The organism is Cryobacterium sp. M25 (assembly GCF_002929635.1).
In the GTDB taxonomy this organism is placed as follows: Bacteria; Actinomycetota; Actinomycetes; order Actinomycetales; family Microbacteriaceae; genus Cryobacterium; species Cryobacterium sandaracinum.
The window spans coordinates 1-20,392 of record NZ_PJJU01000026.1; the positions used below are offsets into that span (position 1 = coordinate 1).

The 20,392-nt window shown below is 69.7% G+C and carries 22 protein-coding genes and 1 pseudogene; 13 read left to right on the plus strand and 10 right to left on the minus strand.

What is annotated here, in order from left to right; all coding sequences use genetic code 11:
* Positions 1–201: 201 nt before the first annotated feature.
* From sufC to fdxA, 3 genes are read left to right on the plus strand one after another with little or no spacing between them, the layout of a single operon-like run.
* Complete coding sequence (gene sufC, locus CXY81_RS01150; RefSeq protein ID WP_104193716.1) at positions 202–966, plus strand: Fe-S cluster assembly ATPase SufC; 765 nt, start codon at positions 202–204, stop codon at positions 964–966.
* The gene (locus CXY81_RS01155) at positions 963–1,322 is read left to right on the plus strand and encodes a metal-sulfur cluster assembly factor (RefSeq protein WP_104193717.1); all 360 of its coding nucleotides are present in this window, start codon (positions 963–965) and stop codon (positions 1,320–1,322) included. The genes sufC and CXY81_RS01155 overlap by 4 nt, the downstream gene beginning before the upstream one ends.
* Before the next feature lie 45 nt (positions 1,323–1,367).
* Positions 1,368–1,691, plus strand: a complete 324-nt coding sequence (gene fdxA, locus CXY81_RS01160; protein ID WP_104100575.1) for a ferredoxin — start codon at positions 1,368–1,370, stop codon at positions 1,689–1,691.
* 34 nt (positions 1,692–1,725) lie between these two features.
* Here the strand turns inward: fdxA and CXY81_RS01165 are convergent, their stop codons facing one another.
* The 3 genes and pseudogenes from CXY81_RS01165 to CXY81_RS17340 all read right to left on the minus strand — a co-directional run bounded on the left by CXY81_RS01165 (position 1,726) and on the right by CXY81_RS17340 (position 3,048).
* Complete coding sequence (locus CXY81_RS01165; protein WP_104193718.1) at positions 1,726–2,220, minus strand: aldehyde dehydrogenase family protein; 495 nt, start codon at positions 2,218–2,220, stop codon at positions 1,726–1,728.
* A gap of 154 nt (positions 2,221–2,374) precedes the next feature.
* Positions 2,375–2,641, minus strand: a pseudogene (locus tag CXY81_RS16780) (IclR family transcriptional regulator C-terminal domain-containing protein); the annotation flags it as partial.
* The gene (locus tag CXY81_RS17340) at positions 2,560–3,048 is read right to left on the minus strand and encodes a helix-turn-helix domain-containing protein (protein ID WP_369828316.1); all 489 of its coding nucleotides are present in this window, start codon (positions 3,046–3,048) and stop codon (positions 2,560–2,562) included. The gene CXY81_RS17340 and the pseudogene CXY81_RS16780, both read right to left, overlap by 82 nt.
* A 145-nt stretch (positions 3,049–3,193) precedes the next feature.
* On the opposite strand from CXY81_RS17340, the gene CXY81_RS01175 reads away from it, so the two are divergent.
* The 3 genes from CXY81_RS01175 to CXY81_RS01185 all read left to right on the plus strand — a co-directional run bounded on the left by CXY81_RS01175 (position 3,194) and on the right by CXY81_RS01185 (position 6,090).
* A complete protein-coding gene (locus CXY81_RS01175) occupies positions 3,194–4,486 on the plus strand; it encodes an MFS transporter (protein ID WP_233193918.1) in 1,293 nt (430 codons plus the stop codon).
* A 152-nt stretch (positions 4,487–4,638) separates the two neighbouring features.
* A complete protein-coding gene (nucS, locus tag CXY81_RS01180) occupies positions 4,639–5,334 on the plus strand; it encodes an endonuclease NucS (protein ID WP_104169263.1) in 696 nt (231 codons plus the stop codon).
* 87 nt (positions 5,335–5,421) lie between these two features.
* A complete protein-coding gene (locus CXY81_RS01185; RefSeq protein ID WP_104193719.1) occupies positions 5,422–6,090 on the plus strand; it encodes an HAD hydrolase-like protein in 669 nt (222 codons plus the stop codon).
* 109 nt (positions 6,091–6,199) lie between these two features.
* Here the strand turns inward: CXY81_RS01185 and hxlA are convergent, their stop codons facing one another.
* Together hxlA and hxlB are read right to left on the minus strand one after the other, a co-directional pair.
* Positions 6,200–6,823 (minus strand): 3-hexulose-6-phosphate synthase, encoded by a 624-nt coding sequence (gene hxlA / locus CXY81_RS01190; RefSeq protein WP_104100578.1) that lies wholly within the window; start codon positions 6,821–6,823, stop codon positions 6,200–6,202.
* Positions 6,824–6,889: 66 nt separating this feature from the next.
* On the minus strand, positions 6,890–7,549 hold the full coding sequence (gene hxlB / locus CXY81_RS01195) for a 6-phospho-3-hexuloisomerase (RefSeq protein ID WP_104193720.1): 660 nt from the start codon (positions 7,547–7,549) through the stop codon (positions 6,890–6,892).
* 100 nt (positions 7,550–7,649) lie between these two features.
* On the opposite strand from hxlB, the gene CXY81_RS01200 reads away from it, so the two are divergent.
* The 3 genes from CXY81_RS01200 (at position 7,650) to CXY81_RS01210 (ending at position 10,558) form a co-directional block, all read left to right on the plus strand.
* Positions 7,650–8,486, plus strand: a complete 837-nt coding sequence (locus CXY81_RS01200) for a LuxR C-terminal-related transcriptional regulator (protein WP_104169260.1) — start codon at positions 7,650–7,652, stop codon at positions 8,484–8,486.
* A gap of 76 nt (positions 8,487–8,562) precedes the next feature.
* A complete protein-coding gene (locus CXY81_RS01205) occupies positions 8,563–9,216 on the plus strand; it encodes a bifunctional 2-polyprenyl-6-hydroxyphenol methylase/3-demethylubiquinol 3-O-methyltransferase UbiG (RefSeq protein WP_104169259.1) in 654 nt (217 codons plus the stop codon).
* A gap of 52 nt (positions 9,217–9,268) precedes the next feature.
* A complete protein-coding gene (locus CXY81_RS01210; RefSeq protein WP_104193721.1) occupies positions 9,269–10,558 on the plus strand; it encodes an MFS transporter in 1,290 nt (429 codons plus the stop codon).
* 271 nt (positions 10,559–10,829) lie between these two features.
* Here CXY81_RS01210 and arsA read toward each other — a convergent pair whose 3' ends face one another.
* Both arsA and arsD read right to left on the minus strand, forming a co-directional pair.
* Complete coding sequence (arsA, locus tag CXY81_RS01215) at positions 10,830–12,638, minus strand: arsenical pump-driving ATPase (protein ID WP_146067579.1); 1,809 nt, start codon at positions 12,636–12,638, stop codon at positions 10,830–10,832.
* Positions 12,639–12,655: 17 nt separating this feature from the next.
* Positions 12,656–13,120 (minus strand): arsenite efflux transporter metallochaperone ArsD, encoded by a 465-nt coding sequence (arsD, locus tag CXY81_RS01220; RefSeq protein WP_104169256.1) that lies wholly within the window; start codon positions 13,118–13,120, stop codon positions 12,656–12,658.
* Between the two features lie 191 nt (positions 13,121–13,311).
* Between arsD and CXY81_RS01225 the strand changes: the two genes are divergently transcribed.
* Positions 13,312–13,794: a heme-degrading domain-containing protein gene (locus CXY81_RS01225; RefSeq protein WP_104100585.1), complete on the plus strand. Its 483-nt coding sequence runs from the start codon at positions 13,312–13,314 to the stop codon at positions 13,792–13,794.
* Positions 13,795–13,933: 139 nt separating this feature from the next.
* Positions 13,934–14,938, plus strand: a complete 1,005-nt coding sequence (locus CXY81_RS01230; protein ID WP_233193919.1) for an acyl-CoA thioesterase — start codon at positions 13,934–13,936, stop codon at positions 14,936–14,938.
* Between the two features lie 133 nt (positions 14,939–15,071).
* Here the strand turns inward: CXY81_RS01230 and CXY81_RS16245 are convergent, their stop codons facing one another.
* Together CXY81_RS16245 and CXY81_RS17165 are read right to left on the minus strand one after the other, a co-directional pair.
* On the minus strand, positions 15,072–15,239 hold the full coding sequence (locus tag CXY81_RS16245; RefSeq protein WP_158251968.1) for a hypothetical protein: 168 nt from the start codon (positions 15,237–15,239) through the stop codon (positions 15,072–15,074).
* 5 nt (positions 15,240–15,244) lie between these two features.
* Positions 15,245–15,370 (minus strand): hypothetical protein, encoded by a 126-nt coding sequence (locus tag CXY81_RS17165; RefSeq protein WP_255408583.1) that lies wholly within the window; start codon positions 15,368–15,370, stop codon positions 15,245–15,247.
* Positions 15,371–15,608: 238 nt separating this feature from the next.
* Here CXY81_RS17165 and CXY81_RS01235 point away from each other — a divergent pair, with 238 nt between their 5' ends.
* Together CXY81_RS01235 and CXY81_RS01240 are read left to right on the plus strand one after the other, a co-directional pair.
* A complete protein-coding gene (locus tag CXY81_RS01235; protein WP_158251969.1) occupies positions 15,609–18,251 on the plus strand; it encodes an excinuclease ABC subunit UvrA in 2,643 nt (880 codons plus the stop codon).
* 58 nt (positions 18,252–18,309) lie between these two features.
* On the plus strand, positions 18,310–19,596 hold the full coding sequence (locus tag CXY81_RS01240; protein ID WP_104170965.1) for an ATP-binding protein: 1,287 nt from the start codon (positions 18,310–18,312) through the stop codon (positions 19,594–19,596).
* Positions 19,597–19,639: 43 nt separating this feature from the next.
* On the opposite strand, the gene CXY81_RS01245 is transcribed toward CXY81_RS01240, so the two are convergent.
* Positions 19,640–20,335, minus strand: a complete 696-nt coding sequence (locus CXY81_RS01245) for a FadR/GntR family transcriptional regulator (RefSeq protein WP_158250247.1) — start codon at positions 20,333–20,335, stop codon at positions 19,640–19,642.
* Positions 20,336–20,392 lie beyond the last annotated feature (57 nt).

Genomic DNA, 20,392 nt, shown 5'->3' on the forward strand with positions numbered 1-20,392 from the left:
TTCCTCAGCGAGATCGTGCAACAAATCGGCTCCCCCCTGCTCGAAGAACGCCTCCAGGCGGCCATCGAAGCAGAACTCACCATGAGCGACCCGAGCTAAGCATCCGCCGCCGGATATCCGGCTCCCCAGGTCGACCAATCGGCCACTCCCCCATTCACCTGCGCAGTCACCGGCGTACGCCGGAGAACGAAAGAGAATTCCATGTCAGTTCTACAGATCATCGACCTGCACGTCAGCGTCTGGACCGACCAGGGCACCAAGCAGATCCTGCACGGGGTGAACCTGACCATCAACGAGGGCGAGATCCACGCCATCATGGGCCCGAACGGCTCCGGCAAGTCCACCCTCGCCTATACGATCGCCGGTCACCCGAAATACACTGTCGACAGTGGCTCGATCCTGCTCGACGGCGAAGAGGTCACCACGATGACCGTGGACCAGCGCGCCCGCGCGGGCCTGTTCCTGGCCATGCAGTACCCGGTGGAGATTCCCGGCGTCACGGTGACGAACTTCCTCCGCACCGCGAAGACCGCGATCGACGGCAGCGCGCCGCCCATCCGCAGCTGGATCAAAGATGTGCGCGAGTCGATGAAGCAGCTCCGCATGGACAAGTCCTTCGCTGAACGCAACGTGAACGAGGGCTTCTCCGGCGGTGAGAAGAAGCGCAACGAGATCCTGCAGCTCGAACTGCTGAAGCCCCGCTTCGCGGTGCTCGACGAGACCGACTCCGGCCTCGACGTCGACGCGCTCAAGATCGTGTCGGAGGGTGTGAACCGGGCCAAGGAGCACACCGGCCTGGGTCTGCTGCTGATCACGCACTACACCCGCATCCTGCGCTACATCAAGCCGGACTTCGTGCACGTCTTCGTCGACGGCCGCATCGCCGAACAGGGCGGCCCCGAACTCGCCGACCGCCTCGAAGACGAGGGCTACGATCGCTTCCAGAGCGCCGACGTCGCCCGATGAGCCTCGGGACAACCGCACTGCAGTCGGCGGAATCGACCCTGGGCGCGGCGCGGTTCGATGCCGTCCAGGAGGCCCTCAAGGATGTGATCGACCCGGAACTCGGCATCAACATCGTCGACCTCGGCCTGATCTACGATCTGGGCTGGGACGATGAAAACGATGCCCTGATCATTCACATGACCCTGACCTCGGCCGGCTGCCCGTTGACCGAGGTGCTCGAGCAGGAGATCGGCGTCAACCTGGACGGCATCGTCGACCAGTTCCGCATCAACTGGGTCTGGATGCCGCCGTGGGGCATCGACAAGATCACCGACGACGGCCGGGAGATGATGAGCGCTCTTGGATTCAACATCTAGCCAGCCCGTTGCCCCGATTCGGCTGAGTCTGACCGGGGCGTGCCGATGACCTATGTGATCGCCCTGCCCTGCGTCGACGTGAAGGACCGTGCCTGCGTCGACGAGTGCCCGGTCGACTGCATCTACGAGGGTGAGCGCTCGCTCTACATCCACCCCGACGAATGCATCGACTGCGGCGCCTGCGAGCCGGTCTGCCCGGTCGAGGCCATCTACTACGAGGACGACGTGCCCGAGAAGTGGGCCGAGTACTACAAGGCCAATGTCGAGTTCTTCGACGACATCGGCTCGCCCGGCGGGGCGGCGAAATCCGGCGTGTTCCAGAAGGACCACCCGATCATCGCCGCCCTGCCCCCGCAGGTGCGGCCCTGATCCTGCCGCGATCCTGAGCGCACCGCCGTGCCGGCTACGAGCGGATGCGGCGGTGCACCGACTGCGGCTTGAGGTAGACGTGCAGCCCCTCCAGGCCGAATTCGACGCCGAGCCCTGAGCCATGCCGCCCCGCGAACGTGGCGGCATGGTTTGCGGCGAAGAATTTTATCCCGATCGAGCCCGTGTCCACCCGTGACGCCACCGCGAGGGCGGCATCCTCGTCTGCGGAGAAGACCGTTCCTCCGAGGCCGAAATCCGTGTTGTTGGCGATCCCGATGGCCTCCTCGAGGCGGTCGTAGCGCAAAATCGACAGCACCGGCCCGAAGACTTCCTCCCAGGCGATCCGCATGCCGGGCGTCACGTCGGCGAACACGGTCGGCGTGACGGAGAAGCCCCGGTCGAACCCGCTGGGCACGTCGCCGCCGGTCGTGGCGCGGGCACCCTCCGCCCGGCCCGACCGGATGTGACCAAGCACCGTGTCCCCCTGCGCGGCGGTCGCGCTCGGCCCGAACACGGTTGCCGGATCCATCGGGTCTCAGATCGCGACGGGGTCGATCACCGGGGTGGTTTGCGGACGCGGGCGGCGGGCTGCAGCGCCGAGGGGGGAGTTGCGCGATTCCGACCTGGATGCGCTCGGCCGTGCCGAGCAGAATCGGCAGGTTGCGTTCGAGCTGGTGGGCGCGGCTGGTCGGCAGCACGATGCCGAGCCCGCCGACGACGCGGCCGTCAGCCTGGAAGTCCGGAACCGCCAGGGAGCAGGAGCCGAGGCGAACCTCCTCCGAGGCGAGCGCGAACCCCTGCACGCGGATCTTCTCGATCTCCCGGCGGAGCTGCTCGTGGTCGGTCTTCGTGAAGGCGGTGCGGGCGATCAGCGTGCCGCCGAGCACGGCGTCCTGCACCCAGTCCTCCTCGAATGCCAGGATGGCGCGCCCCATGGCGGTGGCGTGCATGGGCAGCCGGCCGCCGACCCGGGGGGCCTGCGGCACGCGCCGGGTGCCGTAGACGCGGTCGATGTAAAGCACGTCGGCCCCGTCGCGGATGGCCAGATGCGCGGTCTCCTGGGTGAGGCCGGAGAGGTCCTGCAGGTAGGGGGCGGGCCACGTCGCGCAGCTGCCGCCCCGCGTGCTGGCCGAGTTCCCAAAGGCGCAGGCCGATCTGGTTGCGGCCGCGGGCATCCCGCTGCACGGCGCCCCCCTCTTCGAGCTCGCCGAGCAGGCGGCACGGTGCTCTGTGGCAGCCCGCTCTCGGCGCAGATCTCGGAGAGCGACCGCGGTGAGGCGCTCTGCTCGAAGACGGCGAGGATGCTCAGCACCCGCGACGTCACGGATTGCCCGGGTGAGGATGTCCGACCAGCCACGTTCCCCCTTGGAAACGCTCGATCGCTTGCTCAGTCTACGAGCGTTCCGATCGGTGCGGCGGGGTGCGGCACCCCCCCCCCCGTTCTGTTGCCCCCTGAAGTCCCCCCACGTGCGGCAGATTGCGTTTCGGATAACGTGGAGGGTGTGACCCACACTGCCCGCGACCTCGGAATCTCCTCCACCCCAGCCGCCCGGCCCGGGCTGCACGCCTGGCGGAACGCCGTGTTCGCACTCTTCTTCATTGCCGGACTCGCACTGGCCACCTGGATGTCCCGCATCCCGGCCGTGCGAGACGGCCTCGAGCTCTCGACCGCGCAGGTGGGCATTGTCATCTTCGGTCTCTCGGCCGGGTCGGTGATCGGCCTGGTGGCGGCGGTCGGGCTGCTCGCCCGCCTCGGCGCCCGGCGCGCCGTGGTACTCGGCGTCGCGATCTCCTCGGTCGGGCTCATCACGGCCGGGGTCGGCACGAGCCTGCTGGGGTCCACCGAGCTGGTCTTCGCCGGGCTGGTCCTGGTCGGTTTCGGGATGGGCTCGGTCGACGTCATGATGAACGTCGAGGGGGCGGCGGTTGAGCGGGCGATCGGCAAGACGCTGATGCCGCTGATGCACGCCTGCTTCAGCCTCGGCACCGTGGTCGGCGCACTGGCGGGCGCGGGGGCATCCTTCGTCTCGTTGCCGGTGTTCTGGCACCTGGCCGGGGTTGCGCTTCTCGTGCTCGCCACGGCCGTCGCCGGGGTGCGGTATATCCCGGTGCGAGCGGAGCTCGGCGACGAGCCGGCGACGGGCGCGGAGCCGGGCGTCGCGCCGGGAACGGCGGAGGCCGGGCCGCGCCCTGCGCCGCCGTGGCGGGAGCGCCTGCGTGTCGGCCTGTCCGCGTGGGGTGACACGAGGATCCTCCTGATCGGCACGATCGTGCTGGGCATGACCTTCGCCGAGGGCTCGGCCAACGACTGGCTGGCCCTTGCCGCCGTCGACGGGCACGGGCTGAGCAACACGGAGGGCGCCATCATCTTCGGCGTCTTCGTGACGGCGATGACCGTCGGCCGCGTGTTCGGCGGGCCGATCCTGGACCGGTTCGGGCGGGTACCGGTGCTGCGCGCCTGCGCCGCGCTGGGCATCCTGGGCCTGGTGTTGTTCATCCTCGCGCCGAACGAGGGGCTGCTCTACACCGGCACGGTGCTCTGGGGTCTCGGCGCGTCACTCGGCTTCCCGGTGGGCATGTCGGCCGCCGCCGACGACACGCAGAACGCCGCCGCCCGAGTGAGCGCCGTCGCCATGATCGGCTATTTCGCGTTCCTCGTGGGCCCGCCCGTGCTCGGCCTGCTCGGCGAGGCCTGGGGCATCCTGAACGCCCTGTTCCTGATCCTGGCACTGATGGTTCTGGCGGGCCTGGCCGCCCCCGCCGCGCGCGAGCGCACCAACGCCCCCGCCGCCTAACGAATTCGACGGAGATTTTGGCGCTAGAGGCCGGTTTTGGGGCTGTTTCAAGCCGAAACGGCAAAATCTCCGTCGAATTGGTTCGGACCCGGGGCGCGGGAGGTTCGTCGAGGGTGGGCGAACGTATGCCGCGGCGCGGTTAGGCTCGAACCGTGCGCCTTGTGATTGCGAAATGTTCCGTCGACTACGCCGGGAGACTCAGCGCGCATCTGCCGCTGGCCACCCGCCTGCTCATGATCAAGTCGGACGGCAGCGTGCTCGTGCACTCCGACGGCGGCTCGTACAAGCCGCTCAACTGGATGAGCCCGCCGTGCAGCCTGGCGCTGTCCGAGCCCGATGACGACCAGACGGAGGCCGGCGTCACGGCCGTCTGGACGGTCACCCACGCCAAGACCGCCGACCAGCTCATCGTCAGCATCTACGAGGTGCTGCACGACTCCGCCCACGAGCTCGGCATCGACCCCGGGCTGATCAAGGACGGCGTCGAGGCCCACCTGCAGAAGCTGCTGGCCGAGCACATCCACCTGCTCGGCGACGGCCATATCCTGGTGCGCCGGGAGTACATGACGGCGATCGGCCCGGTCGACATCCTGGCGCGCGACTCCACGGGCGGATCCGTCGCCGTAGAGCTGAAGCGGCGCGGCGACATCGACGGGGTCGAACAGCTCACGCGCTACCTCGAACTCATGAACCGCGACCCGCATCTTGCGCCGGTGATCGGGGTTTTCGCCGCACAGATCATCAAGCCGCAGGCGCGCACCCTGGCCGAGGACCGGGGCATCCGTTGCCTCGTTCTCGACTACGACGCCATGCGCGGACTCGACGACACACAATCGAAACTCTTTTAGGGGCTGGCGGCCCGCGCGAAAGCGTATTACTCCTATTTTTCTTTAAATTCATGCGATGGATCGACTCCCGACCCCTAGTATTAGCCTGTGATTTCGACATTGACCCGCACGTGGAGTGCCATCATATTTGACCTTGACGGAACGATCACCGATTCCGCCCCGGCCATCACCAATGCCCTCGCCCGCACCTTCACCGTGCTGGGCCGCCCGGTTCCCGCGGACGCGGAACTTCTGGCCTACGTGGGGCCGCCTCTGCTGGCCGCTTTCCGCGAGTACGCCGGCATGACACCGGAGGAGGCAGCCGAGGCTGTCGCCGTCTACCGCGCCGACGACCAAGGCAAGCACCTGCTGGACACCGCCATCTTCCCGGGCGTCGCCGGGCTCCTCGAGCGCATCCACGCGGCGAAGATCCCGATGGCCGTGGCCACCAGCAAAACCCAGCACAATGCGATCGCGGTGCTCGAGCACTTCGACCTGGCACAGTACTTCACCGCCATCGTGGGCTCCACCGACACCGAGACGCGCAGTTCCAAGGCCGACGTCGTGGCGGAGGCCCTCGAGCGCCTCGCCGCCGCCGGTGCCGACCTCAGCCAGCCCGTCATGGTCGGTGACCGCCGGTACGACGCGGAAGGTGCGGCCGCCCACGGCGTGCCGGCCATCCTCGTGGAGTGGGGCTACGGCTCCCCGTCCGAGGCCGCCGAGGCGACCGCGACCGTCTACTCCGCTGACACGCTCGGCAAGATGCTACTCGGCTGACACCCCCTCTCCCTGCCCCCACGAGAAAGCACCCCCGTCTCGAAACGAGGGTGCTTTTTCCGTATCCACGCGGACTCCCGCGCCAACTCCGGCGCGGACTCCGGGGTGGCTAGATGATGGCGGCGCGCAGGGCGGCCGCCGCGGCGGCCGGGTCCTCGGCGCCGTAGATGGCGCCGCCGGCGACGGCGACCCGAGCCCCGGCACGCTGCACGGAGGCAATGGTGGCGACGCTCACACCGCCGGCCAGGGAGAACGGAACCCGGGCGGTCTCACCCTGGTTGAGCAAAGTCGAGAGCGAGAAGCCGGGCTCCGCCTGCTCGTCAAGGCCGGCGTGCATCTCGACGAAGACGGCGCCGAGCTTTGTCACTTCGCGGGCCCGCGTCACCTTGTCGGCGACGCCGATCAGGTCGACGACGACGCCTTTGCCATGCTTCGTGGCCGCGGCGACGGCCCCGACGATGGTACTGTCCCCGGCCGTGCCGAGCACGGTCACCAGGTCGGCGCCGGCGGTGAACGCCAGGTCGGCCTCGAGCTCACCGGCATCCATCGTTTTGAGGTCGGCGAAGACCGTCTTGTCGGGGTGAGCGGCCTTGATGGCGGTCACGGCACGCAGGCCCTCCGCCTTGATCAGCGGGGTGCCGAGCTCGATGATGTCCACGTAGGGTGCAACCTTCGCGGCCAGCTCGAGGGCCGCATCCGTGGTGAGTACGTCCATGGCGACTTGAAGCTTCATGATGGTCTTCTTTCCGGTTTTGGTGACGTCTGGTGAGGTCTGATAGGTCTGAGTGAGTGAAAAGCGTTATTCGAGGTTGGCGTGGCGCGGCCACAGCTCGTCGGCCGTGGCCCCGGATGCCTTCCACAGGCTGTGGAAGATCGCGTCGCCAAGCACGACGACGGTCTGTTCAAAGAGCGCGCCCGAGTACTGCAACGACCGGAGTTCGTCGTGGTCCTGCTTCTGGGCGGCCGGCACGACCACGGTCACCGCGGCCAGCGCGGCCAGCGGGGAGTCCGGTGCGGTGGTGATCGCGATCACCCGGGCACCGGATGCCGCGGCGGTCTCGGCCGCGCGCACGACGGCGGCCGTCGCGCCGGACCCGCTCGCTACCAGCAACACGTCGCCGGCCGCGATCGCCGGGGTGGTGACCTCGCCGACCACGTGCACGTCGAGCCCGAGGTGCATCAGCCGCATCGCGGTCATGCGCAGGGCCAGGCCGGACCGGCCCGCGCCGAGCACAAACACGCGCCGGGCTCCCCGCAGGGCGGCCGCGGCCTGGTCGAGGGTCGGGAGACCGGCCGTGTCGTCGGTGCTGTTCCTGCTGTTCCTGCTGTTCCTGCTGTTCCTGCTGTTCGTGGTCGCCGTCGTCAGGAGCTGGCGCACGATCCCGGCGTTCTCGGCCGCGATGGCGGCGAGCGATTCGGTCACGGTCAGTGTCACGGGGGTGTCGGTGCAAGAAGGCATCCCCTTATGGTCCACTCTTTCGGGCGGGCAGGAGGCCCACCGAACGGGCGGTGCACCTACCCGAACGGATGGCTGAACGCACCCCCGGTAGGCTGCTGAGGTGAATAGTCAGCGCCCAGCCCCCTCGATCGAGCCGTTCGACTCCCGTTCGGCCGCCGCCGAGCGCGCCCGGGTCGTCGCCGACCTGACCGACACGCAGGCGACCACGCTCGAGTCCCTGCTCGCCGTGCTCCGCTCCCGGAACACGAGCGACGCCTCGGCCCGGCAAACCGCGATCGACCTGGCCGCGACGGCGATGGTGGCGCTGCGCGCCGTCTCCGACCTCGACCGGTCCCTCACCGAGGAGCCCGTTGCTCGGGCCTTCGAACGCCTGCGCGACGACCTGCGCCCGCTCGTGCGCTTCGGCGACCTCGACGTGCAGTTCATCGAGCCGCCCGTGAACGGCCGGGCCCTGCCCGGCGAGGTGGCCCACGCCGCCCGGGCCATCGTGCGCGGCGCGGTCCTGGCTCTGGTCGAGCAGGCCGGGGTGGCCCGCGTGCGCGTGCACTGGGACTGCGACGGCAGCAACCTTTTGATCCACATCCGCGACGACGGCTCCGGCGACCTCACCCCGGACAGCCCGAGCGTCAGCCGGTTGACGAGCCGGGTGGCCGCACTGAACGGGACGCTGCGGCTGGAGGCGACGACCGGCTGGGGGTCCGAAATGACCGTCACCCTCCCCCTCGACGTGCCGCTCGCACCGCTCACGGCGGCCGCCGCGTGGGGTCTGAGCCCGCGCGAGAAGGGCGTGCTCGAGCTGGTCGCCTCCGGCGCCCGCAACCGGGCGATCGCCGAGACGCTCTCGATCAGCGAAAACACGGTCAAGTTCCACGTCGCCAACCTGCTGCGCAAGGTGGGTGCCTCCACCCGGGCCGAGCTGGCAGCGCTCTCCCGCTGAGCCGCCGCTTCCGTGCGAAACTGGCCATCGCGCAGCATCCGTTCACACCGACGGATGCCCGCCGAGAGGACACGCCATGGACGCCACCGAATGGGACACCCGCTACCGCCTCGCCCGTGAGGCACAGGCCGGCCAGGCCGGACGTCTGTGGTCGGCTCTGCCGGCACAGATCGTGCAGGACACCGTGAGCCCGTTCCCGCCGGGGCGTGCGCTGGACCTGGCCACCGGCGACGGTCGCAACGCGATCTGGCTGGCCGGCCACGGCTGGACGGTCACGGCGGTCGACTTCTCCGCCGAGGCCGTCGGCCAGGCCGAAGCGCACGCCGCCGAGGCAGGCGTGTCGGTGGACTGGCAGGTCGGCGACGCCACAACCTGGGATCCGGCAGGCGAAAGCTTCGACCTGGTCACAGTGATGTACCTGCACCTGCCCGAGCCCGCCTTGCGCGCCGTGCTGGCCCGCGCCGCCGGGTGGCTCTCCCCCGGCGGGCACCTGGTCGCGCTCGGGCACGACCAGACCAACCTCGCGACCGGGGCTCCCGGACCAGGCGATCCGGCCATCCTCTACTCGCCCGAGCTGCTGCGTTCCTGCATCGACCCCGCAAGTCCGGGTGCCTCCCGGGTAGTGCGCTGCGAGACCATCCGCCGCGACCTCGCCACCGACCCGGAGGCCCCCGGCGACGGCGGCGCCGCCACGTTCGCCTTCGACACCCTGCTCGTCGTCAAAGTCTAATTACCCCCTGGGGTATGCTGAAACCCCAGCGCACATGCCACAAGGAAGCCCGATGTCCACCAATCCGGATGCGCCCGCGCCCGTGACCCCGGACGCCCGCCCCGTGCCCACGCCCGCCGACCACACGCCGCTGCAGCGCACGGTCGTGCGGGTGCTCATCGCAGGCCAGATCCTCGGCGGCATCGGCATGGGCGCGACGCTCTCCCTCGGCGCCCTGCTGGCCGCGCAGCTCTCCGGCTCCAGCGCCTGGTCGGGCATGGCCGCCACCATGAGCACCCTCGGCGCCGCCCTCGTGGCCGTACCGCTGGCCCGCCTGGCCCAGCGCCGCGGGCGCCGCCGCTCCCTCGCGACCGGCTCGCTCATCGCCGGCTCCGGCGCTGTTCTCGCCATCACCTCGGTCGCGGTCGACATCTTCCCGCTGCTCCTGCTGGCCCTGATACTCCTCGGCGCCGGATCGGCCACGAACCTGCAGGCCCGCTTCGCCGCCACCGACCTCGCGAGCACACAATTCCGGGCGCGCGACCTGTCCATCGTGGTCTGGTCGACGACCATCGGCGCCGTGCTCGGCCCGAACCTGTTCGGCCCCGGCGAGGTCGTGGGGAAGGCCATCGGCCTGCCCCCGCTGACCGGTGCCTTCGCCTTCTCCCTGATCGCCACGGTCGGCGCGGCCGTCGTCTACACGGTCGGACTCCGCCCCGACCCGCTGCTCACCGCCCTCGCCGCACGCGAGGTCGACCCCGCCGGCGGCACGCGGCGCGGCGGCCTGGCCATCGTGCGCGTCAACCCGCAGGCCCGCTTCGCAGTGGTCGTGATCGCCTGCAGCCACGCCACCATGGTCGCCCTGATGTCGATGGCCCCGGTGCACCTGCGCGACCACGGCGCCACCCTGACGCTGGTGGGGCTGACCATCAGTTTCCACGTCGCCGGCATGTACGCGCTCTCGCCCGTCTTCGGTTGGCTGGCCGACCGGCTGGGACGGATACCCGTCATCCTCATCGGCCAGAGCCTGTTGCTGGTCTCGCTGGCGATCTTCTGGCTGGCCGGGGAGTCACAAACTGCCATGACGGTGGGGCTGATCCTGCTCGGACTGGGCTGGTCGGCATCCGTCGTCGCCGGCTCGGCGCTGATCGCCGAGGCGGTGGGCGTGCACGACCGCGCCGCCCTGCAGGGTTTTTCCGACCTGTCGATGAACGGGGCCGGTGCCCTCGGCGGAGCCCTGGCCGGCCTGATCCTGAGCGCGATCGGCTACTCCGGGCTCGGGCTGGTCACCATGGTGCTCGCGGGCGTCATCGTCGTCTGGTCTGCCGTGCGCGGCACCACGGCCCCGCTGGTCGTGCGTTAACCGGGTCAGTCCTGACGATTGGTTATTTCACTGCGGCAGGTCCGAGTCGACCGCACCGCGTGGGCGCTTTCCGCACAGCTGGCATCCCGCCCTCGGTGTCGAACCAATTCGACGGAGACTTTGTGCTGAGAGCGCTCTTTCCGACCGTTTGAACCCGATTTGGCCAGAATCTCCGTCGAATTCGTTCGGGACGGAGGTGCTGCGGGGCCTCAGACTCGACAGACGCAGGGGCTGGAACGCTGGCCGACCCCCTCGCTGGCCGACCGGCCAGCTAGCGAACGGATGCCGGCGCGGGCTGCCGCCCCGCGGCGAGCGCGAGCAGCGCCGGAATGCCCACCGGCTCCTCCGCCAGCAGCGGCACCACCGCGAGCCGCGGGGCGCGCTTCTCGTGCACGTGCTCGAGCTCGGGGAGCTCGTTCCGGGCCCGCGCGAGCAGCAGCGGGTTGGTCGGCGCCGCCGCGGCGATCGAGTTGTTCACGATCCACGCCCACGGGGTGATGCCGGCCCGCTCCAGGTCGGCCTGCAGCTCCGCGGCCTCGAGCACGGGCGTGGTCTCGGCGAGGGTGACCAGGATCACCTTCGTCTGCTCCGGGTCCTGCAGCCGCATCATCGGCGTCGTCAGACGGATGCCGTCGCCCAGCTGCCGGGTGACCTCGCGGTGGTACGACCCGGTCGCATCCAGCAGCAGCAGGGTGTGGCCCGTGGGCGCGGTATCCATCACGACGAAGGTGCCCTTCGCCTCCCGGCTCACGCGGGAGAAGGCCTGGAACACGGCGATCTCCTCCGTGCACGGCGAACGCAGGTCTTCGCGGAGCATGGCTTGGCCCTGCGCGTCGAGGTGAGCGCCCTTCGTGCGCATGACCCGCTCGGTGTAGTTGGCGATTTCGACGGCCGGGTCGATCCGGGACACGGTCATATTCGCCAGCCCGCCGGCCAGGGTGTCGTCGAGGTGCGCGGCCGGGTCGGTCGTGGTGAGGTGCACGGGCAGCCCGCGTTCGGCGAGGCTGACGGCGATCGCCGCCGCGAGCGTGGTCTTGCCCACACCGCCCTTGCCCATCAGCATCACCAGGCCGTGGCCGCCGGCCTCGATCTCGTCGACGAGAGCCGAGAGCGGGGCCCCCGGAGCGACCGTGGCGATTCCGGTGCCCGGCGTCGGGACGACTTCAGGCTCGAGCAGGCTGCGGAGCGCGGCCAAGCCGACCATGTTGGTGCTCTTCAGCCCCACGTAGTCGGTGGGCGCGGTGCGCAGCCCCGCGGGCATCGCGGCGAGCGCCTGCTGTTCGCGCACCCGGATGGCGTCGAAGAGCGGGTCGGCCTCGGCGGGCGTGCCCGCATCGGCATCAGAAAGCGTTGCCGGTCCGGCCGGCAGGATGCCGTTGACCACCAGGTGCTGACGCTGCATGCCGATGGCAGCGAGTTCTGCCTGGGTGCGGGCGGCCTCCCGCAGGGCGCCGCCCTGGGCGCGCGCCACGAGCACCAGCCGGGTGCGGGCAGGGTCGGCGAGGGCGGCCACGGCGTCGGCGTAGACGGCACTCTGCTTCTCGAGGCCGGAGAGCGGCCCGAGGCAGGACGCGTCGCCCGTGCCCTCGGTGAGGAAGTCGGTCCACGACCCGGGCAGCTGCAGCAGACGGATGGTGTGCCCGGTGGGGGCCGTGTCGAAGAGGATGTGGTCGTACGCGGCCGTCCACGCGGCATCCGTCAGCAGGTCGGTGAACTCGTTGAACGAGGCGATCTCGGTGGTGCAGGCACCCGAGAGCTGCTCCTCGATCGAGGCCATCTCGGCGGGCGGCAGCAGGCCGCGCACCGGGCCGACGATGCGTTCGCGGTACTGCGCGGCCGCCTGCTCGGGGTCGATCTCGAGGGCCGACAAGCCGGGCACCGCCGCGATCGGCGTGACCGTGTTGCCGATGGTCACCCCGAAGACCTGACCCACATTGGAGGCCGGATCGGTGCTGACCAGCAGCACGGATGCCCCGGACTCGGCCAGACGCACCGCGCTCGCGCACGCGATGGAGGTCTTGCCGACCCCGCCCTTGCCGGTGAAGAAGAGGAAACGTGGGGCGTCGTCGAGGAAGCGCAGGGTCGTCATGATCGGCCCTAGCAGCAGCAGCCGTTGCCGCAGCAGCCGGCATCGGCGCCCGCGGTATTTTCAGTGAGCTCGGTGGCCGTGGCGCTACCGGACCCGGCCATGGCTAGCAGCCGCACCGTTCCCTCCGGCTGCACGGCCGCACGGTGACTGGCCGCGCCGGTGTCGACAGCCGCCACGTCGGTCCAGCTCGCGAGCTCGGCGCGGGTCGGGTAGCGGCCGGTGAGCACGGTGGCTCCCCCTACGAGCGTGACGGGCAGGCCCTCCTGGCCGACGGTGTGCAGGAACTGGCGGGCCACCTCGTTCTCCACGAAGGCGAGGGGCTCCTGGGCCAGGTTGAATCGGGCAATGTCGCCGCCGTTCGCGCGGGTGAAATCGAGGTCCGCGGAGAAGGTGACCAGCGCCTGGTCGACGTCGACTCCGCAGATGCCTGTGCCGCAGCACAGTCCCGGTTCGAAAATCTCGATGTGTGCCATGGGTGACCATCTCCTAGACCGGCATCCAGAAGGGACGACTTGTCCGTGATGACGGTCCTCCCAGTATATCGACGCTTATCGATATTTGGCGACCCGTTTGCGTTAGCACCGGCTCCCGTTGCGAGCGCGGGAGTGGAAGACTGACTGCGGGCGCCTCTGCCCTGTTCATCATTCAACCCGAAAGGCATGCGATGACCGACGCGCACGACGCCGCAGACCTTCTCCCGCTGCTTCTCGAGCAGGAACGTGTCATTCAGTTCGACTCCTTCGACGTGGGCGACGCCTGGGCCGTCGGGTCGCGGCTCGTGGAACTCGGCAACGCCCGGCGGCATCCGATTGCGGTGTCGATCATGTTCGGCGACCAGCGCGTCTTCCATGCCGCCCTGCCCGGTGCCTGCGCCGACAATGACGCCTGGCTCGAGAACAAGTTCCGGGTGGTGCGGCGCTTCGCCAACTCCTCCTACGCCGTGGGCATGCGCTTCCGAGCGAACTCCCGCGACTTCAGCACCGACTCGAACCTCGACCCGAACACACACGCCGCGCACGGCGGCGCCTTCCCCCTGCGCGTACGGGGCTCTCTCATCGGCGTCGTCGGCGTCTCCGGGCTGGCCCAGCGCGATGACCACGACCTTGTCGTCGAGGCGCTCGAGGAACACCGCCGCACCCACGGCTGACCGGCAACGGTCTGGCCCGCACCCGACTCCCCTGCCCGGGCTGCCCCGTCCCGGGCCCCGTCCCGCAGCCCTGTCCCGCAGCCTGCCCGGATGTGAAAGTCTGGACCGAAGCCCCTGACCTGCTTTCGTTGGAGTATCCGTGACCGCCGCACCTGTCCGTTCGATCCCGCAATTCGACGCGGGCATGCCCGACGACCGCATCACCCTGCGGTTCATGGCTGTTCCCGCCGACGTCGCCGCTTCGGGTGCGACCGTGGCCGCGGGCAGCGTGCTCGAGTGGATTGACAAGGCCGCTTACGCCTGTGCGGTGGGCTGGAGCGCCTCCGACACGGTCACCGCCTACGTCGGCAATGTGCACTTCACCCGGCCGATAAAGCCCGGCAACCTGGTCGAGGTGCACGCCCGCATCATCCACACCGGACGCACGAGCATGCACGTGCTTGTCACGGTCGAGACCACGGATGTCCGCGCCCGGGAATACAGTCCGGCGACCCACTGCATCCTCGTCTTCGTCGCCGTCGACGATGCCGGGAAGCCGCAGGAAGTTCCCTTGTGGGTGCCCCACTCCGACGTCGACCGGGAGCTGCAAGAGAACGCGACGGCCCGGCTCCAGCCGCGCAAGCGCATCCAGACTGCTATGCGCTCACAGGAATATACCGATGACAGCACCACGCCACGCACGGTGTTCCGGTTTTTGGCCGACCCCGCCGACGCGAACTGGGGCGGCAACGCCCACGGCGGTACCGTGATGCGCTGGATCGACGAGGCCGCCTTCGCTACGGCGGCGGCCTGGAGCTCCGTCGCGGCCGTGGCCGTCTACTCGGGCGGCATCCACTTCTACCGGCCGATCCACATCGGGCACATCGTCGAAGTGGATGCCCGGCTCATCCACACCGGCAAGCGCAGCATGCACATCAGCATCCGGGTGCGCTCGGGCAGTCCACGCACGCCGCACGATTTGCACCTCACGACGCAGTGCATGAGCATTTTCGTCGCACTCGGCGCGAACGGGCACGCCGAGTCGGTAGAGCCACTGACGCTGATCACCCCGGAAGACAAGCGGCTCGACCAGCACGCCCGGGACCTGATGGAATTGCGCGCGCCGCTGGTCATGATGCCCGTTGACCACCTGCGCCTGCCGTGACCGGCGCGCCCTCACGGCCCGAACGAATTCGACGGAGATTTTGCGCGAATCGGACCTGAATCCTACGAAAGAGCGCTTTCACGCCAAAATCTCCGTCGAATCGGTTCTACACCGGCTCCGGGGAACCGACGGGTCACTCCTGGGGGTCGTTCGCGTGCTCGGCGGCTGCGGCCAGTGCGGCGCGCTCGCTCTTCGAGAGCCGCGCGACGTAGGCGCGCTTGAGTTCGGCCCAGCGGGGCATCGAGACCTGGTGGGCAGGTACCTGCTTGTCGGAACCGGTGGGAGTGGTGCGGTCGGCCATGGTACTCAGCGACGCTCGCCGATTGGGGCGGCGCTCGGCGCGGACTGGCGGGACAGGAACGCCCGCTTCAGGGACGCCCAACGCAGCAGGGAAACGTAGTGGGTAGCGGTGGATCCGGATGTATCAGCCAATGGTTCTCTCAGTCTCAAACATGGTTTGAACGGCACGCCGCTGAGCCTGGTTCTATAGAAGAGCGATCGAGATTGTCACGGTAGAACATCGGGATCTGTCACGGTTGAGTATCGAGATGAAGACCGACCCACCGCCATCAGTGGACGGGATCGCAATTCACCATTATACCGCGTCGCCTCTCAGGTCCACTATCTCTAGCCCGGCATCCGCCCAGACGTTCGGGCTAGAGTCGGCCGAATGCAACCGCCTCGCCCTGACGCCGACACCGCCGCCTCGACCCGGATCGCTCCGTCGACCGCACCGGGGAACGCGCCGTTTGCGGGCTTCGTGCAGGTGCGCGGGGCTCGGGAGAACAACCTCCGGAACGTCGACGTCGACGTTCCCCGGGACGCCATCGTCGCCTTCACCGGGGTCTCCGGCTCCGGAAAGTCGTCGCTGGCGTTCGGCACCATCTTCGCGGAGGCCCAGCGCCGGTTCCTGGAATCCGTCGCGCCCTACGCGCGTCGGCTGATCCAGCAGGGCCACACCCCGCAGGTTGACGAAATCACGGGGCTGCCGCCGGCCGTGGCCCTGCAGCAGCGCCGGGGTGCGCCCAGCTCCCGCTCGAGCGTGGGCACCCTGACCACCCTGTCCAACTCGCTGCGGATGCTGTATTCCCGGGCGGGCATGTACCCGGCGGCTGCCCCACGCCTCGAGTCCGACTCCTTCTCCCCCAACACCGTGGCCGGCGCCTGCCCGCAGTGCCACGGCCTCGGCACGGCGCATACCGTGACCGAGGCAACCCTCGTGCCCGACCCTGCCCTGAGCATCCGTGACGGCGCCATCGCGGCCTGGCCGGGCGCCTGGCAGGGCAAGAACCTGCGGGACATCCTGATCACCCTTGGCTACGACGTGGACACCGCCTGGCAGGACCTGCCGCGCTCTGCGCGGGACTGGATCCTCTTCACTGAGGAACAGCCCGTGGTGGAGGTCACCCCGCAGCGCGACCGCATCGCCAAGCCGTACCAGGGCCGATTCTGGAGCGCGAAGAGCTACGTGCTGCACACCCTGGCCGACTCCAAGAGCCAGAGTCAGCGGGAGCGCGCGCTGCGTTTCGTCGAATCCGGCCCGTGTCCGCTGTGCGACGGCAGCGGTCTCACGCCCGCGGCCCTGGCGGTCACGGTGGCCGGCCGGTCGATCGCCCAGCTCAACCTGCTGCCGCTGACCGGGCTCGCCGAGCTGCTTCGCCCGACGCTCCGGGCGAGCGGCGCCGAGCGCAACGCCGCGCCTGGTACCGCGAAGCCGCACGCCGCGGAGCCCACGGAGGCCGCCGTGACCCTCACCCGGGACCTGCTCGCCCGCATCGAGGTGCTGCTCGAACTGGGCCTCGGCTACCTGAGCCTCGGGCGCGCGACGCCCACCCTCTCCCCCGGCGAGATGCAGCGCCTGCGCATCGCCACCCAGCTGCGCTCGGGCCTGTTCGGCGTGATCTACGTGCTCGACGAACCGTCGGCCGGGCTGCACCCGGCCGACGCCGAACCGCTGCTGCTCGTGCTGGAGCAGCTGAAGGCATCCGGCAACTCGGTCTTCGTCGTCGAGCACAACATGGACATCGTGCGCCGCGCCGACTGGGTCGTCGACGTGGGCCCGCTGGCCGGGGCCGGCGGCGGCGTCGTGCTCTACAGCGGACCCATCGCAGGTTTGGCCGATGTGTCGGAGTCGGTTACCCGGCAGTTCCTGTTCCCGGCCGCGCCGGAGCCGGCCGCGCCAGCCACGCCCCAGCCCGACGCGCCCCAGCCCGCGGCGCTGCGCACACCAGAACGCTGGCTGGGCCTGCACGGTGTCACCCGGCACAACCTCCGAGGCGTCGACGCCGGCTTCCCGCTCGGTGTGCTGACCGCGGTGACCGGCGTGTCCGGTTCGGGCAAATCCACCCTGGTCAGCCAGGTTCTGGCGGATGCCGTGCGGCTCGCGCTGCATCCGGAGTCCGACGCCGCCGTCGCCTCTGATCCGACGGCAGCCGCAGGCGCCGTCGACGACGACGGCGACGACGGCGAACGCGGCGACCCCGAGCCGCGGGCGCGGGTCGACCGGATCACCGGCCTGGAGGCCGTGGACCGCCTGGTGCGCGTGGACCAGAAGCCGATCGGGCGCACTCCGCGCTCCAACCTGGCCACCTACACCGGGCTCTTCGACGCGGTGCGCGCGACCTTCGCGGCCACGGACGAGGCCCGGAAGCGCGGCTACGGCGCCGGACGGTTTTCCTTCAACGTGCCCGGCGGCCGCTGCGAGACCTGTCTCGGAGAGGGCTCGGTGAGCGTCGGGCTGCTCTTCTTGCCCGGCAGCTACACGCCCTGCCCGGCCTGCCTTGGCTCGCGCTACAACCCGGAGACCCTTCAGGTGACCTATCAGGGCAAGTCCATCGCCGACGTGCTCGGCCTGAGCGTCGAGGAGGCCTCCGGCTTCCTCGCCGACGTGCCGGCCGCTGCCCGCAGCCTCGCCACCCTGCGGGAGGTCGGGCTCGGCTATCTGCGTCTCGGCCAGCCGGCCACCGAGCTCTCCGGCGGCGAGGCCCAACGCATCAAGCTCGCCACCGAACTGCAGCGCGCCCGCCGCGGCCACACGATGTACCTCCTCGACGAGCCGACCACCGGACTGCACCCCGCGGATGTCCGCCTTCTCCTGGCCCAGCTGGGCCGCCTCGTCGACGCCGGCAATACGGTGATCGTCGTCGAGCACAACCTCGATGTGGTGGCCGCCGCCGACTGGGTGATCGACCTGGGACCGGCCGGCGGAGATGCGGGCGGGCAGATCGTGGCGACCGGAACCCCGGATGCCGTCGCGCGGCACCCGCACAGCCGCACCGCGCCTTACCTTGCCCGCCGCTTGGCTGATCGCTAGTTCGGTGACGCAAGTGCCATAGATTGGGAGGCGTACGTGTCGGCGCGAAGGAGCACTCATGACTGGTTGGCGGATCCGCGACTTTCACTCGGACGACCTCGATGGCATCCTTCGCCTCTGGGAAGAGATCACGGCCGCCAAGACGGAGCCCGTCTACGGCCTGTCCGAGGTGCTGGCCTCCTGCCAGAAGGATGACGCCGTGGTCGCCCTTGCCGGCGACGAGGTCGTCGGGGCCGCCGTGGGCCGCGCCGCCCACGCCCAGGGCTGGGTCGTCTTCCTCGCCACCGCGCAGCGCTACCAGGGCCGCGGCATCGGCACGGCCCTGCTGGCCGCCCTCGAGAAGAAGATGTCCCGGCACGCGTTGACCAAGCTGTCCGCGCTGATGCCCGAATCGGCCACGCGCGTCGACGCCTTCGTGAAGCGGGGCTTCGAGGTCAAGCAGCACCTGCGCTACTTCGAGCGCCACATCCCGGTGCAGCGCGAGGAGCTGCGGTCGCTCAGCGAACTGGGCGGGCGCATCCTGCCGCGCGATCTCTGGGAGGGCGTCGGCGGCATGCGCACCGAAAAGGAGCTGCTCGAACGAAGGCTCGTCATGCCACTGGCCAAACCCGACATGGCCGAACAGTACGGCGTCGTGCCACCGAAGGCGGTCGTGCTCTTCGGGCCTCCCGGAACGGGCAAGACCACCTTCGCAAAGGCCATCGCGTCGCGGCTGGAATGGCCCTTTGTCGAGGTCTTCCCCTCGCGGCTCGCGGCTGACCCCAAGGGCCTTGCCGGTGCGCTTCGGGAGACCTTCCTGAAGATCTCCGAGCTGGAGCACGCGGTCGTCTTCATCGACGAGGTCGAGGAGATCGCGGCGCAACGCGGCGGCGAGCCACCCTCGGCGCTGCAGGGCGTCACCAATGAGCTGCTGAAGATCATTCCCGCCTTCCGCGAGCAGCCCGGCCGGCTCCTGGTCTGCGCCACGAACTTCATCCGCGCCCTCGATTCCGCCTTTCTCCGGCACGGACGCTTCGACTACGTCATCCCGATCGGGCTTCCGGATGTCGCCGCCCGCCAGGCCATCTGGGAGCGCTACATCCCCGAGGGCAGGAAAAGCACGGTCGACCTGAGCGCGCTCGTCACCGCAAGCGACGGGTTCTCACCAGCCGACATCGAGTACGCCGCCCGGCGCGCCTCCCAGCAGGCGCTGGAACGCGCACTGTTCGAGGGGGAGGACGAGTCGACGCCCGGCGGCCCGGGCACCGAGGACTACCTGGTCGCGATCCGGTCGACCCGCACCACCGTGTCGGCCCAGGTCGCCAGCGAATTCCTGGAGGACATCGAGCGGCTCGCCCGGCTCTGAGCACGAGGTGCCGGGCAACGGACACCGCGCCAGGCCGGCAGCCTCAGGCCCCGAGGCCCCGTTCGGCGCGGCCCGATTCCTGGATGAACTCGGTCAGGGTGGCCTCGATCGTGGCATACGACCAGCGGTACGCGGCATCCTCGTCGCGCGCGAACAGCGCCTCGGCCAGCTGGTTGTGCCGGTGGGCCGACGGCGGCGTGTACTCGGTGATGGTGAAGCGCTTCTCCTCCTCGCGCGTGCGGAGGAGCGCCGCGACCGTGCCGGCGAAGTGCCCCATCACGCTGTTGCCGGAGGCGATCAGGATCAGGGAGTGGAACTCGATGTCGGCCTCGAGGAACCCGCGACCGTCGCCGGCAAGGTCAGCCGCGACCATGCCCTCGGCTGCCGCCCGCACCGCGTCCAGCTGCTCGGCGGTCATCAGGCGCGCGCTCAGTCGGGCGGCCACAGGCTCGATGCCGAGGCGCAGTTCGAGCATCTCGCGCATCTGGGTGAGATAGTCGGTGCCGCGTCCGCGCCAGTAGATGATCTGCGGGTGCATCAGGTCCCAGGAGGTGCGAGGCAGCACCTGGGTGCCCACCCGCTGCCGCGGCTCGACCATACCCAGCGACTGCAGCACCCGCAGTGCCTCGCGCAGCACGGAGCGAGAGACCGCGAATTCCTCGCTGATCACGTCCAGGTTCAGGATATCGCCGGTCAGGTATCCGCCGTCGACGATCTGTTGGCCCAGCGAGTTCACCACCCGCGCATGAAGCCCTCGCTCACGCCACACGCCTGCGCCCGCCCCACGGTTCATCTC